This is a genomic window from Motiliproteus sp. MSK22-1 (assembly GCF_001968815.1).
Classification (GTDB): domain Bacteria; phylum Pseudomonadota; class Gammaproteobacteria; order Pseudomonadales; family Balneatricaceae; genus Motiliproteus.
Window position 1 is genome coordinate 1 of record NZ_MIEQ01000072.1, and the last position, 16,601, is coordinate 16,601.

Here is a 16,601-nt window from a genome sequence, read left to right on the forward strand (position 1 = left end):
CAACAGCAAAAACAAGCTGATCCAGATCGATAAAGACGGCACCCTTACCGACTACCACTACAACCCCGATGGTATCCGCATCGCTAAAAGCGAAGCAGGCACTATCACCAACTTCAGCGTCGACAGCAACCGCGACTACGCTCAAGTCCTGTGGGAAACCGACGGCAGCAACAGCACCGCCTACCGCTACGGCGATGACCTGCTCAGCCAGGACCGCAATGGCGCCTTCAGCTTCTATCACTACGATGGACTAGGCTCCACCCGGGTACTGACCGATACCAGTGGCACACAAACCGATGGCTACGACTATGAAGCCTTTGGGGAAACACTGAACCAGACAGGGACGACGGAGAATAGTTATCTGTTTACCGGCGAGCAGTTGGACTCCAGCCTGAACCAGTATTATCTGAGGGCCAGGTACTACGATCAGAACAGCGGGCGGTTTACCCAACAGGATAGCTGGATGGGGAATAGCCAAGATCCGATTACATTGCATAAGTATCTTTATGCTAATGCTGATCCGGTGAGTTACACCGATCCGACGGGGAACTTCTCGCTTGGGAGTATAGGTGCTGCGAGTAATATTCAGAGAATATTAGCGACAGCCAATGTTGCTAGTACTGGATTTGATTTCTATTCATTTGCAACAAGTGATGGGGAGATTGATGCCGTAAGTGCCGGACTCAGTGTGTTAGCGACTCTTACCGGGGGAGCAATATTAAAGATTTTAGTAAAGAACAAAGATAAATTTGAAAAGCTATGCAGTAAGTTTTGTAATTTACTAGAGTCAGCAGGGAAAATTAGTGGAGCTATTAAGTTTCGAAGCTCCAGTTCTATTAGGTTTACCCAGAACTCTATTGGAAAAAACTTTAGAGATGGAGGTAGCGTAGATGACCTAGTTGCTGGTCTTCGGTCTGGCAGAGTATCACCAGACTCTCTGCCTGTTATTAGAATATTCAAAAAAGATGGAAAGTTGTATAGCTTGGATAATCGACGATTGTATGCTGCTCAGAGAGCAGGGGTAAAGATTAAAACAAGGGGAGCAACAACCGATGAAATTGCAAAAGAGTCATACAAATTCACAACAAAGAATGATGGCGTAACGATAAGAGTTCGTGGAGGAGGTAGTTAGTCATGAGTTTCAGAGAACACTCTAAAGATGTCGCATCATCACAAGACTTGGCAGACTTCATTGGGAAAATGTTAAGAGACTATCAACTAAACAAGGATAGCTGGGAAAACGTAACTCTGGAAGCATTTTTGGAAGCTATGTCTGCATGGGTTGAAGATATGGATGGTTATTACACAAATGTGGGGGAAACCTTCGATGATAAGAACCCTACATGGAGTAATTTTTCAGACATATTGTCTGCTGCAACTATGTATGAATAAAGCTCAATAGGGTCAGGCCCTCGTCAGAATGCTCTCCAGAATAAAACATGCCGGTGACAAGGAACTTTCAACGCCCTTGTCACCGCTGTTTGTTACATCAATCTTCGGTGCGCGTAGAGGTGGTGGAGTTATTCAATTTACTTTTACAACATCAGCGTTTAATGCAGTTAGATCCGGTTCAGTTGTTCAGGATATTCCCCCGATAGGAAGTTCAACTCAATCTCCTGGTGTAGAGATGATCGTTCAGCCTGTTGTTTTCCCTTTATTCGATAGTTTGAGAAACACTGGGCAAATTATCGCTAGTCCAGTTCCGTAGAGAGGATTGTTAAATGGACCAATAGGGTCAGACCCTGTGGTATCCCTTATGATATTGATGTAGAGGTTGATTGGGATAATAATATTCGCCCCTTCAGTAATTCGTCGTATTGGGATTATCCTAAAATAGAAAGTAATTCTAAGGTTGATTGGCTTAGTGGTTCACAAGATTATTCTGGATTTATACTCAATGAAGAAAGTGAATTTAATTTTCTGGGCGGTGATATCGATGCAATTATACATATAAATGATAATGCATTAGCTAACCTTGATGGTGGTTTTGTTGAGTTTGAGATAGCTTCACGTGATTCGCCAATATCAATATTAATGCTGGCAAAATACGCTATGCGGGTGCATATGACAATTCGGTAATAACATATAGTGGAAGTGAAATCGATGTCGCAATAGCGCTACAAGACACGTCGATACTGACCGTTGTAAGTAGCAATATAGATTACAGCTATTCCAGTAGAAGTGATATTTTTGGTTATGACAGCTATCTATTATCGGGCTTCTACGGAACTGATGAGCTTATCCATTTAGCGGCAAGACGTTTTCAGGCTAATGCAGTAAGACCTTATCAACGTTCCTAGGATGGCGGCTAAATAGTAAGACCGGAAAAGCTTGTATGTATGAAATACTAATATATTAAACCAAAGCATATGAAAAGGGAGATTTCTCTTGAGTCTTAATTGTCCTGATTGTTCTAAAAAAATAACCGGAAAGTCGGTTTTCTTTGCTTCAGATAATGATATCTATATCTGCCAAGGATGCTCAGCCAAAATTGGTTGGAGCAAAGAATACAAGAACTTTACCCTGTTTTACATTTGTGTGGTTAGCGTATGTTGGCTGATTTTAAGCTCGATACTTGTGCGAACGGGTGCTTTTGTGGAGGCAAATCTCTTTCAAGATATATTGATGTTAGTTGGAGTTATTTTTTTGTCTTTTCATGCCATTCCGTTTTTTCCATTACAGAGGTACTTGAAAGCTAAACAGTCATAAAAACCAGGGTCAGAGAGGGATTTATTTCCTTGAGTAGTAGATTAGCAATATTTGCTCTCCGACTCTGTTTTCCCAAGTGTAAGAGCGGCATTATGTCATTTGATCATCAACAGGTTTTTGGGGCTGAATCAGGTGCATCCTTATCAGAATAGCGGTTTATCCCTTTGAGTAGTCTTCCCAGCAGATCTGACCCCGTTATGATTTTCCGTTGGCTATCGGTCCAGACCAATATGACATCCCGTCCCAGGGCTTTGTCGTGGCTGACGTCTTCACTGTGGGCGAGTTTGAGCTGAAGAATTGCTTCTCCTAATGGCTTTCGATCATCTGTAATCAAGAGAGGTGGATGGCAATAGCGGTAGGGGTCGAATGGTTGCTCCAAGTTAAATAAAGCTGCCCGTAGTAACCCATCCGCATCCACGATCAGGTTGGGTAGATCATTGTTATCGACGAGTATTACCCAGGAGCGCCCTGATTGATGAATCCGCTGTAGAAAGGGGTCCGAGGGGGTTCGCTCAATTTCTGGAAACTTTGCCCGTCCCTTTTGTATCGGCAGTTCGATGATGCTGTGAGGAGAGATAAGCTCGCCTTCACTGCTGACCGGAAGGTCATCAATGGCGAGAAAATTCAGTGCGCCTATTCCTTCGACAGCTTCAACTTCAGCATCCTCTGATTCAATGTGTCTGTGAATCATCGCCCGCAGCTCGCGCTCTCGCAAAAAGTGTACACCTTCCTTCCCCAGCCAAAGATCTAATATTACTGCACAGGGTTTCGCTACCGGGTACAGCAGTCGTTGGTAAAAACGCATCAACGGTGCCAGGCGAGAAGCCATGTTTTTAGCATGGCGTGAAAAGTAGGCCTGGGGACCAATTTCACCAAAGAGTGTGATTACCACCGTTGAGAAAAAAAATGCGCCGATTCCCGCCAGGACTGAATCTGTAAGCAGCGTCAACAAGACGTTAACGCCCACATTACCCCAGAGTATGGTCGTGAGCAGAAAGTTGGAATCCTCGCGCATTGATAGAATCTGCTTTGCCGTCTTGTCGCCTTGACTGGATTCGATCTCAAGCTGTAAACGACTAAGACTGAAAAACGCCAGATTAAGGCCGGAAAAGCAGGCTGATTGGCTCACACATAAAACGATGCCTATCCAAAGCAATAAGTCGACCATATTAATTAATCTCATGTGGAGGTGAAGAGTGGGTATGCCAATCTCTTATTGAGAGTAACACAGGGTTTCGTTTACGGAAGGCATTCTCACCTGAGAAGTGCTTAAAGTAGTGTTTTTGTTGCTGGCATAAAAAACGCTAACACTCATCATTCAATCTAAGGCAAGATCATACTTCTCAGTGCGTTCGCAGCTATGCTCTTTTGTATGGTCGAGAAAAATATGTCCTATCGTCTTTCGGTAGAATGCTTTTGCCGTCTATTGGCTCCCCATAGCTTTTTCTGTAAACAGCTTATTGCCTGGCTGTTGATTGTGTCTACATCGGTCTTCGCGGAAGATAAGGTGACTTTGCTTGGGGCTGAACTGTCTCCCTATGCGTTCCAGGAAAATGATCAGATCACGGGCCTGGGAGTAGAGTTGTTGCAGGAGGCTGCTCAGCGGATCGGTCATTCAGGTGAAATAACCTTAATGCCATTTAAACGGGCCTTTCAGAATGCCATTACCCGAAAGAACCTGCTGATGACACCGGTGGCGAGGGTTGAAAGCAGGGAAGGGTTGCTTAAGTGGGCGATTCATTATCTGGATGACAGTTTCTTTTATGTGACTCGTGCCGGTAGCCGTAAGCTTACCCATGGGCTTGCCCGTGAGGGAGGGCTTATTGGAGTGCTGGCGGGATCGGCTCCCTTGGCCCGGCTAAAAGCAGGTGGAGTGACTAATTATCTTGAACAGACCAGAGATACAGCCAATATTAATATGCTTCGTATCGGGCGAATCGAAGGATGGTTTACTTCATCAATTTTGTTGAATGGTGCTTTTAAATCTCATCCTGAGTTAGACCCAAAAGAGTTTGTCATTGGGGAAGAGCAGAGTCGTCACTGTGTTTATATTGTTGCTTCCAACGATACTTCTGAGGAAATACTGCAACCTTGGCGCGAGGTTTTTAACTCTATGCTGAATGATGGTACTTATCAACAAATCCTGTCCCGTTACTTAGATCAAGACCTGCAGTTAATGTTGGGTATCGGTTCGGATCTGCCTTCCGGCTGTGGGCGTTACTGAGTCTGAGCTGTTCTAAAAATCAGCCTGGTAAATAAACTCTGCAACTTTCTCCGCTTGATCTTCAGCTAACCCCAGTTCCGGCATCAATGCGGAGTGGCGAAGTATTTCAGGCAACAGTGCTTTATCGGCTGCCGGGCTTAGTACCCAGGCTTTAATATGGGCTACAAATTGCTCACGTTGCGGGTATTCACGGAGGTAGCGTTTTTTAACTTCAACGATAGGTGGGGCATTGTAAGTCGTTTGGCCTGTTTCGATCGGGAGCATCGACTCCTCCATCCCCGCATGTTCTGACAGGCTGTTGGCTGCATCATTATCAGGTACTTTGTGACAGGCGGAACAGAGCATGCCGAAGATCTGCTCACCGGTTTCTGCCACTGCAGCAGGTATCGTTGTGATTGTAACAAAAGCTAGGGCTAACGCTGGGGCGATGTGTTTTTTCACCTGTGATTTCCTTAAAAATAGCTGGAAATGGCAACAGTTTCTTTAATTCGGTTGCTGCATTCGTTGACCGATAAGAATACTAATAACTTGGCATATTAACACCCTGTATCTGCCCTTATTAGTCCAAAAGTTGTTTTCAATAATATTGACGTTTACGTAAAGATAAAGTTAGTCTGTCGAGACTTTGTAGGAGGGTAAACGATGAGTGAACTGCTAAATGACTACCATACTCGTATGAGTATTCCTGTGGTCTGGGGTGACATGGACTCTTTTCAGCACGTCAATAATCTGGTGTATTTAGGTTATTTTGAAAGCATTCGTATGCTCTATATGGATCGTTGTAACTACTCTGATGTCATGAAAGAAACAGGTATTGGACCGATACTGAAGTCCACGGACTGTACATATCGAATACCACTGACTTACCCGGATACGGTTATCGCAGCGGTCAGGGTCACTGAGGTTAAGGAAGATCGATTTGTTATGGAGCATGTGGTGTACAGCGAACAACATCAGAAAATTGCAGCTGAGGGCCACGGTATTATTGTCTGTGTTGATTATCAGCGAAACTGTAAGGCACCGATACCCGAAAGGATGCGAGAGATGATCAGAGAGATTGACGGAATCTAATTCTGTTTATTTATATCGGTTAGTTTGTAGTTGCTAACCAGAGACTGCGTGTATCGTAGGATCTTTAGCGCAGCAGCTGCCAGCTACGATTATATAGAGCCTGTGCTTTTTCAATGCGATCTGCCAGTTGTTGTGGGTCTTCCTGATGACTGAATTTTTCAATATTCTTACTGGCGTCACACACGGCTGTCAGGCCGAAATTAGCACAGGCGCCTGATAGTTTGTGAGCAGTGTTGGCTAAGGTTGCTGGATCTCGTATTTCGAGTGCTGTCGCTAATCCCTCAAGCAATTCTTCGCATTGTTGATTAAGGTAGCCAATCAGCTCTTGAAATTTTTCATCACCGAGCGTCTGTTGATGCTGCTGCAATAGTGTTTTATCGAGCAATGGTAGGGTCGAATCATTATTCTCGGAACTGAAAGTGTCAGTTGTCGGGATAAGGTTACTAGATGACTCAAAGCCATCCAGTGTTCTGCGCAGCTCTGATAACAGCAGAGGTTTTCCTATTACGGTATTTATTCCCGCAGCCTGATACTGATTGATTTCAGCCGCAGTCATACTGGCGGTTAAAGCGATAACCGGAACCTGAGCTTTTTTCAGATCCGTGTGCTGGCGTATTCTCTTGGTGGTTTCCATTCCATCCATGTCGGGCAAATGGATGTCCATCAGTATCAGGTCGTAATTGTGATCCTTATGCATCAACAGGGCACTGTAACCATCACCGGCAATCGTTACCTGATGCCCGTCACATTCCAGTAGCCCTTGTGCAACCCGTTGGTTTATTTCAGTATCTTCTACCAATAAGATCTGCAAGGGAGCGCTCTGACTGTGGTCAGCGGGCTTGGATGTTAAGGGGCTGAAAGAAGTGTCTATTGAGGGTGCCGGTGATTCCAGCGTGCTGGTGTGGTGGGTACTCTCTGGACTGGTAAGTGGGTAGTTGATCTGGAACCAGAACAGGCTTCCCTGACCGATCTCGCTGTCAAATCCAATGGACCCTTGATGCAGGTCCACCAGCTTTTTACAAATCGAGAGCCCCAACCCGGTACCTCCATATCGACGGGTAATAGAGGAGTCGGCCTGGGAAAAATGCTGAAAAATACGTCCCTTTGCCGACTCGGGAATCCCGATCCCCATATCCTGCACTTCAAAACGAAGGCTAACCTTATGACCTGTGGTTTCCCGCTGGCTGACTCTTAAAGTAATTTCTCCCTGTTCAGTAAATTTCACGGCATTTGTACAGAGATTCATCAGAATCTGGCTGAGGCTGCGACGATCACCTAGCAGGCTGATATCCAGTGTCGGATCTGTCTCAACGTTGAGTTTCAGGTTTTTTTCGACAACCAGTGGTTTAAGAATCGCCTGGATTTGATTTATCAGGGAAAGCAGTGAAAAGGGTAACTGCTCCAGTTCCAACTGCCCGGCTTCTACCTTGGTGAAATCAAGTACATCATTGAGAATCGACAGCAGTGACTGTCCGGACTGATAAATTGTCTCGACCTGTTGTTTTTGCTCGGTTGTTAATTGGCCCTGCTTCAGTAGCTGAGCCATGCCAAGTACACCGTTCATGGGGGTTCGGATTTCATGGCTCATTGTTGCCAGAAACTGAGATTTTGCCTGACTGGCCGCCTCTGCTTTTTCACGGGCTAATTGAGCAGACTTTTGAGCGCGCTCGGCCTGTTCTTTTGCCCGGCGCTCGGTTACATCAGTCAATGACCCTTCATAGTAGATCAGTTCGCCCTGGTCGTTGAGAATACGGCGAGCTGAAACGGAAACGTAGATGGGTGGACCTTTGCGTCGTAACCAGCGAGTTTCGAAATTAAGCACCTGATTCTGAGCGCTTAGTATGGATCTGAATTGCTTCAGATCATTCTGGTCTGTAAAGCACTGGTTGCCGATGTCTTCAATGGCATCGAGAAACTCTCCGGGTGACCGATAACCCAGCATTGTTGCTAGCGCAGGGTTCGCGGAAATAAAGCGTCCCTCTGGGCTGGAGCGGAAAATGCCTTCTACCGCATTTTCAAATAGCGAGCGGAATTCCTGTTCAGATTGCTCAAGGCTTGAATAAAGTTTGGCATTTTCAATAGAAATAGCTGCCTGGGATAGCAGGAACTGAAGGGTTTGCAGGCGATGTTGATCAAATACGTCGCGGCTTTCGTTATTCTCCAGATAGAGTACGGCGCTTAACGCTCCGTGATAGAGGATTGGGCTGCATAACAGTGAAAGAGGGTGCTTTTGCTGCAGATAGCTGTCCTGCATAAACATTTCGTGATTTTGTATTTCATGATGACTGGGCTGCTTATTGAGATTCTGTGTTTCGGTGCTGTGCTTGCTTTTAGCACTTTCAGGGCTTTGAGAATCTCCGAGAACCACATTCTGCTGGGTTCGGGCTACGTAGTGGATGATGCTAACAGGAAGGTCTTCACTGTTGTCGAGTTCTTTTCCGCTGAAAAACTGAGCGTCTTTATCAATTCTGGCCTCAACTTCGACAAAAAAGTGCTCTTGTTTTTTCAGAACCAGAACTGCCCGTTGTGCTCCAGCATTTTCGATTACCAGTTTCATCAGACGGCCTAACAAGCGTTCCAGTACAATCTCATCGGAGATGGCTTGAGAGGCTTTGATTACGGAGGCTATATCAATCGCCTGATTGCTGTATAAGGGGCGCTGATCCGTCAAGTTGGGAGACGCCTGTGGAGCAGGAGCTGTCGGGGCTATGAAGATGCCTGAATAGCTATTGTCCATCTGAGCCAGCTTGGCTTCAGCTCCGTAGTTGCGATAGCATGATTTGGCTTCCGTTAGATAGCTGCTGGCAACCGTTTTACGCCCCCAATCCAGATAGAATCGTCCTGCCCGTTCATTGGCGATTGCCTCGACTAAGGGAAAGTTGTTGACCTTAGCCAATTTAATAGACTGGTCATACAATTCCATTGCCTGGTTGTATTGCTGGCGGATGCGGCATACTTCGGCCCGAATCAGGGTTTCATTATGATTGTGATTAGAAGGGCTGTGAGTTGCCCAGCGTTGGGTGCGCTGCAATATTCTGGAAACTTTTTTAAGGTTTCGCGCCTTTTCTGCCGCTGGGGCAGAAGTCGCAAGTTCCAGCAAAGACAGTGCGTTTAAAAACAAGAAAAAACTGTAGGTATAGGTACCACTGATATAAGGAAGGAACTCAACTCCCTGTTCACAATGCCTGGCAGCGGTTTGAAAATCATCAAACAGGTAGCTTAGCAGTGCTTTATAAAAGTGATGCAGACAAATAGCCGTCTTATGATTTTCTGCCTGATGCTCTGCCAGCATGAAGTCTTCCTGATAATACTGTCCATCAAGCCAGGTCGGGTGAGGACGTGTATTACGAAGATTATCAATGACCTGCAAGGCAAATAGCGAATATTGTATGGATTGTTTCTGTCCGGATTGGCGCAGCCAGTGAACATGTTCATCAAACTTTTCCTGCAGTGCAGGCAGGTGCTGGCCTTGCAGGAAGGCAAACTGGATATGGGCAGCAAGGCAGTAGGCTCCCCATTCTACATCGCCGCAGTCCGTTGCCAGATGATAGCCCTGCAACAGGGAATCTGTGCAGTGTTGCAGTGGTTCCTTCCAGTGTCTGATATAGGTATTAAACAGTGATAAGGTTCGATGATGAGTCAATCGGGAGGATATCTGCTGGTCTAGCTGCATGGCGATACGACCCAGTCGATAGCCCTGGCTGATGGCATTGAGTTGACCGCATAAAATACCTCCATAGCCAGCAAAAGCCTGGGAGGAAACGGGGGTCAGTCCATGCCTTAAACATAGCTCGACCTCTTTTGCCATCACCAGAGGGCGCAGGGAAGAGCTGGAGAACTTTATTGCCCCGAACATACTGACCAGTATGGATATGGCTGACAGTCGGGTGAGGTCGTCCATTGGTTTAATTGCGAGTATGTTCTCAGCGGAGAAGCGCTTTAACAGCCATTGTGTGCGTAGCAGTCCTGCCCAGGTTTGAACCCGGGTTGGTTTTTCTGGCAATGAAACCCCCAGCAATTTCAATACTCTGAGAGCGGTACTAACTGCATCCTCGAATTGATTTCTGGCGACCTGAGACTGGATACGAATTTCATACACACGGATCTGGTCGAGTAAGTGTAGCGCCTGGTTCAGAACCTGCTCGATCAGTGGCTCCATTGCTTGATAGTCGGCTTTAATATAAGCGGCTTCGACAGCTGCATTATGGAGCGATAGGGTCAGTTGATAGGCTGTATTCCAGCTGTCTTCCGGTAATTGTTGCAGCCCTGTCTGCAGGTATTCAAATGCTGCATCAACAGCTGCCGCATCACGGGCGCGAGTGCCCGCCTCCAGATTAAGCTGTGCCAATAGCAGTTTTTGTGCTTCGCTGGTCATCAGCGATTGGGCAACATTGAGATGATTGGCAATTTCAAAGGTGCGGTTTTCTCTCTCCTCATTATTTAGATTTCTCTGCATCAACAAGCCAATTTGCAGATGTAATGCTTCCCGCTGATCAGGAGGAACCAGAGAGTATGCCGCTTGTTGTACCCGGTCATGAACAAAGCGGTAAACCGGGTGGCCACCGTCGGCGTTATAGCTGAGGTGGTAGTGATCATCTGAACGCAGTATCAATCCTTCTGATAATGCCGGCCAAAGATCTGTCGCTGCCTCCTGTGGGCTTTGGTCGAGAACTATTGACAGTGTGCGTAAGTCAAATGGGCTACCAATACAGGCGGCAAAACGAATGGCCTTTTGGGCCTGAGATGACAGTCGCTGAATTTTGTGGAGTAACAGATCAACAACGTTATCGGTCATGTCCTGATCAATAATTGCTGCCTCATCCCAGTTCCATCGTTGATCTCGAAAATAAATCAATCCGTTCTCGTGAAGGGAAATAAGAAACTGTTTGAGAAAGAAAGGGTTTCCCTGGGTCTTTTCAAGGCAAATCTGTGCCAGCCCGGCACAGTGTTCGGGTCGGCAACCCAGCGTGTCAGCGACTAACTGAGCATTGTGTCTGGCGGGCAGTGGTTCAAGAACTATTTCTGTCAGCTGAACCGGTGAACTCCGTAACTTGGCGATTGCCAGTCTGAGAGGGTGGCCTGGAGGTACCTCATGATCTCGGTAGCTGGCGATTAACAATAAAGCGGGCAGGTCTGCATTCTGGGTAAGAGATTCTATCAGCCTGATGGATGCCTGGTCGGCCCAGTGCAGATCATCAAGAAACAGCACCAGGGGCTGTTCTGCTGTGGCAAATGTGCGCAGCAATATCTGGAAAAGGCGGGAAAAGCGGCTGCGGTCCTCGGTAGTCGGAAGGATCGGAGCGGGAGACTGTTTGCCGATGATCAGTTCCAGCTCTGGAATCATCTGTAGCAGCACCTGCGCCTGTGCTCCCAGAGCGCTGACCAGTTGATTGCGCCAATGGGCAATCTGTTCATCGGATTCGGTCAGCAACTGGCAGACTAAACTGTGCATTGACTGGAAGAGCGCAGAGTAGGGATGATGACGCCTGAACTGATCAAACTTACCACTGATAAACCGGCCATCATTCAAATTGATGGTTTGCCTGATCTCATGTACCAGACTTGATTTTCCAACCCCGGCATAACCACTGATCAAGACCATCTCTTGAGGCCATCGGGATTGCTGAGAACCTGAAATTCTGCGCTCCAGTATCCGCTTCATCTGCTCGATGGTTTCCGTTCGACCGTAGAGCTTCTGGGGAATGTCAAAACGCTCAGAAACATCCGCCGCTGCGATGGGAAATGCGGGTACTGCAGCGGTTTCCTGCCAGCAGGTCAGGCAGTACTGTAGATCTTGAGTCAGGCCAAAACTGGAGAGATAGCGCTGAGCCGGGTCCTTGGCGAGTAGTTTCAGGATAATCTGTGATAACGCCTCTGGCAGGGCTGGATGTATCTGATGGGGGGGTGTCGGAGTTTTAGCGATATGGCTGTGCACAAGTTCTGAGTCATCGTTACCACGAAACGGAGGCTGGCCAGTAAACATTTCGTAGAGTGTTGCCCCAAAACTGTAGAAATCGGTTCGATAATCAATAGTGCGATTGATTCGCCCCGTCTGTTCTGGCGCAATATAAGGCAAGCTCTTTGGGCGTAGCAGGGGGCTATTCCAGTCTGCCTGTTCTCTACTCAGTCGCGTTGAGAAGCAAAAATCTATGATTTCAACCGAATCTGTTTCCGTATTGATCAGAATGTTGTATGGATTGAGTTGTTTGTGGATAAGGCCTGCTTCATGCAGTTGCCCCAGTGCTTCACTGATTTTGATAGCAACTGGCAGCCACTGCTGCCAGCTGTAGGCCTGCTGTTGCAACAATACCGTTAATGGAGTGCCGCCCTGATCAATGAATACGGTGGTCAGGCCTGCCCCATCCTGCTCCTGTGCCAAGGGGCGGGGAATTCCGTCTAGTTGAAGTGTTGAGAGAACATCATACTCATGTCTGAAACGACTTAAATTCTCGGCGGTAATCGCTTCGGGGCTAAGTGTTTTGAAAATGACCGGTCGTTTATCTTCTATGCGTATCCCCCGACTGATACGGTAAGACCGTCCGCTATGAACGGGGCTGATAAGTTGATAGCCAGATAGTTCCGTCATGCAAGTTGTTTGGTCATAAAGACAGTTTAGTCATACTGATAATTCCACCCTACGGATCTTTGAGTCTTGGTTATGATTCCATTAAAGGGTTATTTCTCCCGCGAAAAGATAACCAGCACCATGGGCGGTCAAAATAAAGTGGGGGTCTGAGGGGCTGTCTCTGAGTTTACGGCGGATACGCCCCACCAGTACGTCGACCGAGCGGTCTCTGGGTATCCACTCGCGATCGCGAATCGCGTCCATCAACTGGTCCCGGCTGAGAACCTGGCCCGGACTGCTGATCAAGGCTTGCAGCAATTTAAATTCACCCTCGGGTAATCTTTCAGTGACCAGATCCGGTGCGGTCAGGAGCCGTTTGTTATGATCCAGTTCCCAGCCTTCAAAACGGCATATCAGTCGGTTTTCCGTGGTCTTTCGGGGCGGGGTACTGTCCTCAATCCGCCATAGCAGATTCTTGGCACGGACCAATAATTCCCGGGGGTTAAAGGGCTTGGTTACATAGTCATCGGCACCCATTTCCAAACCGACAATGCGATCAATTTCGTCGTCTTTACTGGTAACCAGAATAATACCAACCTTGGAATTGGCGCGTAGTTCACGGGTTAATGTCAGGCCATCTTTTCCGGGCAGATTGATGTCCAGCAGCACTAAATTAACTTGCTGCTGTTCAACCATGGAAAGCAGGTTGTCGGCCTGATCGGTTTCGCTGACCTGATAGCCTGCCTTTTCGAAATAACTGACCAACAGAGATCGGGAGGCAAAGTCATCTTCGACAATCAGTATATGGGCGTCCTGAGTAGCTCCATTTTTCATGCATGTTTTCTTATATTGTTTATTTTTATATCGTTTCGGATACAGCTTTTGCCGATGGCTATAGCGAACATAGCAAGGGGGACTATGTTTGCTATAGAGTCAAAAGTTCTGCACAACGTTAACATATCACTGCGATAACAAAAGTCCTAGCCTTAAGACTTCATTGGCCAGAACGAGCACGATGATCAAAACGGTATGATTGCCAGTATCTGAAAGTAAGTATTGGTGTCGTCATTACCCTGGCTGCTGGTTGATGCATCCGGGGTATAAAAGCCGACCAGTGGGCTGATAATCAAGTGATCCATGGCTACCCACTCCGCCCAGACATTGATCTCGCTGGCATCATTTGTCCCTGTTCCGGCATTAGTATCCTTAAAGTCGAAGTATGAAGCACCGAGGGTAAGAGTTTCACTGGGGTGAGTCGTCAAGCCAAGATAGTGAATATCAGAATCGGTACCGAATGGACCGGCATAATTTGCGGCAACTTCACCCTGAAACCAGGTACCATAGCCCCGGTTGAAGCCGAAGAATAAAGGGTCATAACCGGTGTCGTAGCTGGTGTATCGATAGTTAACACTGGGTGACCAAAGAGTATCAGCAAATGTCCAGCCTGCCTCCAGATACCAGGCGTCTGAATTATCGCCGCTTATTCCATCTTCCTGAGTTACGATTTCAGCGGAAAGAAACAGGCTTTCAACACCGGCATTACCTTGATAGCGTAGGCTGAATGTTTCTTGACCATCACGGCCTTGATATCCAAAAAAATCTGCTTCGCTTTTATCGACTCCCAAGCCCTTTAAGTACATACCGGCAAAGGTGCCTTCGTCAGTTACATATTCAACGTTGATACCTGCCATTTCGGCACTGGCCTGCGCAGGGTTATCGGATTCGAACCAGAATATATCGGAGCCTAAGCCTGAGTCAGCACCTAGGCGTAATATTGCGGTCTTATCAAAGGCTTTTCGGGCCGCTAACCAGTATGCCCCACCTCGGTTGGCACTAAACCCTGGTTGGATGCCATCAAGTCCTTCACCCATATTTAACGAATCACCATTGAGGATAAAGCCGTCACCAAATGACAGGTTCTGTCGACCCAGCGAAACTTCAAACATCTGGTTGCGATAACCGATATACAGATCTTCAATGTCCGTTTCTTTTTCGTCTCCTGTGGTCAGCCCCGCAGCATCGCCATCGCCCCCGGAAAATGAACTCACAATATTTGCAGCACCAAACAGAGTGCTGTCATGGTTCAACGTCCGTTGACCAGAGAAGCCATACTTGGCATAACCTTCTGTCCATTTGGGTTCTGTTTCTGTATTACCGTAGGTTTCCTCACTGCTGAAGTAACCAGCAATTACTTCCAGATCAAAATTCAGTTCAGTACCGTTTTCGTTGATCAGGTTATAGGCATATGCTGTGCCTGGCACTGTCGTAATGATGCCTGCCAGCACTACAGCCGATGTCTGGCTTATGATGGTTTTTTTCATAGAAGCTATCCGTTTAGGTCTTTTTGTTTTTTTAGATTCCGTTAACCCAGTACCTTTGGATCATTGTCTTTGGATAAACAATCCGTTCTAAAAAATACCTGCCGTCGTTACAAAAACATGTTGGCTTAATGATCATTTATGGAGTGGTTAACGGTTTGTTCTGCCTAGAGTAACTTGCTGAAAAAAACAGTGTTTGTGAGCTTTGTAGAGAGTTGTAGGTAGTTGTGGAGAGTTGTAAGTGATTGTCGGAAGTTGTCAGTGGTTTGCGCAAGGTTGTGGTCAGTTGTAGGTGGATGTAGTGAATTGTGAATGAATGGAGATAGCGACCCGGTATTGTCTTTAAATGTAAGAGAAGGGGATCTGCTGATGAAATCCCCCTTGAGCACTTGATTCTGCTTAGACTTTATTTGGCTTGCTCTGGGCTGGCCGTTATTTTTGACTGGTGTTGATGGCCTGTTCAAGATCCTCAATCAGATCCTTGATGTTTTCGACCCCTATGGAAAAACGAAGCAGGTCATCGGGTACAGGTGTTCCTTCCCCTTCCACCACTGCGCGATGCTCGACAAGGCTTTCGACTCCACCCAATGAGGTTGCCCGTAAAAAGCCTGTTAGTCGTCCCATGATGCTGGCAGCTCTTGCTTTTCCTCCCTCAAATCGGATGGAAAGCATACCGCCAAATCCGCCTGTCATTTGTTCAGCGGCGATCTGGTGGTGTGGATGGGAGGTCAATCCAGGATAGATAACCTCTGAGATGCTCGGATAATTTTCAAAATGTTGTGCAAATTTCATCGCGTTGTCACAAGAGCGTTCCACTCGAAGGTGCATGGTTCGCATACCTCTGAGTAACAGCCAGCTATCGAAAGGACTGAGAATTCCGCCCTGCTGCGCACGTAGTTTGCAAAGCCGTTCCCAGCGAGCATCTTCTCTGGCTGCGATCAGAGCGCCCGCAACTACATCACTATGACCGTTGATGTATTTGGTTGCAGAGTGAAAAACAAAGTCTGCACCCCGCTCAATGGGCTTGGTTAACAGGGGCGTGGATACGGTTGAGTCTACAATCAACTGAGCACCAACCTCGTGGGCTAAAGCGGAAGCGCGGTTGATATCAACTATCTCCCAGGTGGGATTGGCCGGTGTCTCGACCCAGAGTAACTGTGTCGGTGCGGCTTTTACCACCGAATGCATACTTTCTTGATTACCGGGGTTATAAAAAGCCAGATCGATGCCCCAGTCGTCACAGAAGCTGATAAGCCAGGCGCGCAGTGACCAGTACATAGCCTGTGGTGCGACTATTCGATCGCCTGGGCGTAAAGTTTGAACCAGGGCGGTTGCTGCGGCCATACCTGAAGCGAACAGTTTGCAGGAGGCTCCAGATTCAAGTTGACTGAGCACAGCTTCAGCCAGCTCTGTGTTTAAACTGTGGTCCCGGGCGTAGATGCGATTGCCGTCGTAAAGATCTCCCTGTTCATCCCTTGCGAAGGTCGTGGACGGTTGAATCGGAGGTACCACCGCACCGGTTGTTTTGTCCAGATAGTGTCCAGCTCGTGCCAGTAGTGTTTCCACGCTATCCTGCTTAGTCATTATTGTCTCTCTGAAGGCTAAATGGGAGTGTCAGGCCCTGTGAGTAAGTCCTTTAGCCTCTTTTCGATGTCAAATATCAGGCGGACCATTTAAGGGATCTGGATATTACTTTTCGGCAATGTTCGGGTAT

At 47.1% G+C, this 16,601-nt stretch carries 10 protein-coding genes; 4 read left to right on the plus strand and 6 right to left on the minus strand.

The genetic code is table 11. The features are described from left to right. The coding region (locus BGP75_RS19935) for an RHS repeat-associated core domain-containing protein (protein WP_143821127.1) at positions 1–1,132 on the plus strand (1,132 nt) is incomplete at its 5' end. A 2-nt stretch (positions 1,133–1,134) separates the two neighbouring features. Next, on the plus strand, positions 1,135–1,392 hold the full coding sequence (locus BGP75_RS19940) for a hypothetical protein (RefSeq protein ID WP_076720647.1): 258 nt from the start codon (positions 1,135–1,137) through the stop codon (positions 1,390–1,392). 1,423 nt (positions 1,393–2,815) lie between these two features. Here the strand turns inward: BGP75_RS19940 and BGP75_RS19950 are convergent. Further along, positions 2,816–3,892 (minus strand): DUF21 domain-containing protein, encoded by a 1,077-nt coding sequence (locus BGP75_RS19950; RefSeq protein WP_369832148.1) that lies wholly within the window; start codon positions 3,890–3,892, stop codon positions 2,816–2,818. A 204-nt stretch (positions 3,893–4,096) separates the two neighbouring features. On the opposite strand from BGP75_RS19950, the gene BGP75_RS19955 reads away from it, so the two are divergent. Further along, entirely contained in the window at positions 4,097–4,933 is an 837-nt protein-coding gene (locus BGP75_RS19955; RefSeq protein WP_158070143.1) for an ABC transporter substrate-binding protein, read from the plus strand. A 12-nt stretch (positions 4,934–4,945) separates the two neighbouring features. On the opposite strand, the gene BGP75_RS19960 is transcribed toward BGP75_RS19955, so the two are convergent. Further along, entirely contained in the window at positions 4,946–5,374 is a 429-nt protein-coding gene (locus BGP75_RS19960; RefSeq protein ID WP_076720651.1) for a c-type cytochrome, read from the minus strand. A gap of 201 nt (positions 5,375–5,575) precedes the next feature. On the opposite strand from BGP75_RS19960, the gene BGP75_RS19965 reads away from it, so the two are divergent. Then, entirely contained in the window at positions 5,576–6,004 is a 429-nt protein-coding gene (locus BGP75_RS19965) for a thioesterase family protein (protein ID WP_076720652.1), read from the plus strand. 64 nt (positions 6,005–6,068) lie between these two features. Here the strand turns inward: BGP75_RS19965 and BGP75_RS19970 are convergent, their stop codons facing one another. The 4 genes from BGP75_RS19970 to BGP75_RS19985 form a co-directional block, all read right to left on the minus strand. After that, positions 6,069–12,590 (minus strand): AAA family ATPase, encoded by a 6,522-nt coding sequence (locus BGP75_RS19970; RefSeq protein ID WP_076720653.1) that lies wholly within the window; start codon positions 12,588–12,590, stop codon positions 6,069–6,071. An 81-nt stretch (positions 12,591–12,671) separates the two neighbouring features. Next, the gene (locus tag BGP75_RS19975; protein ID WP_076720654.1) at positions 12,672–13,403 is read right to left on the minus strand and encodes a response regulator; all 732 of its coding nucleotides are present in this window, start codon (positions 13,401–13,403) and stop codon (positions 12,672–12,674) included. Between the two features lie 185 nt (positions 13,404–13,588). Next, positions 13,589–14,890 (minus strand): hypothetical protein, encoded by a 1,302-nt coding sequence (locus tag BGP75_RS19980; protein ID WP_076720655.1) that lies wholly within the window; start codon positions 14,888–14,890, stop codon positions 13,589–13,591. Between the two features lie 429 nt (positions 14,891–15,319). Then, positions 15,320–16,471 carry a PLP-dependent aspartate aminotransferase family protein gene (locus BGP75_RS19985; protein ID WP_076720656.1) on the minus strand — a complete coding sequence of 384 codons (1,152 nt, stop codon included), beginning with the start codon at positions 16,469–16,471 and terminating at the stop codon, positions 15,320–15,322. Positions 16,472–16,601: the final 130 nt, after the last annotated feature.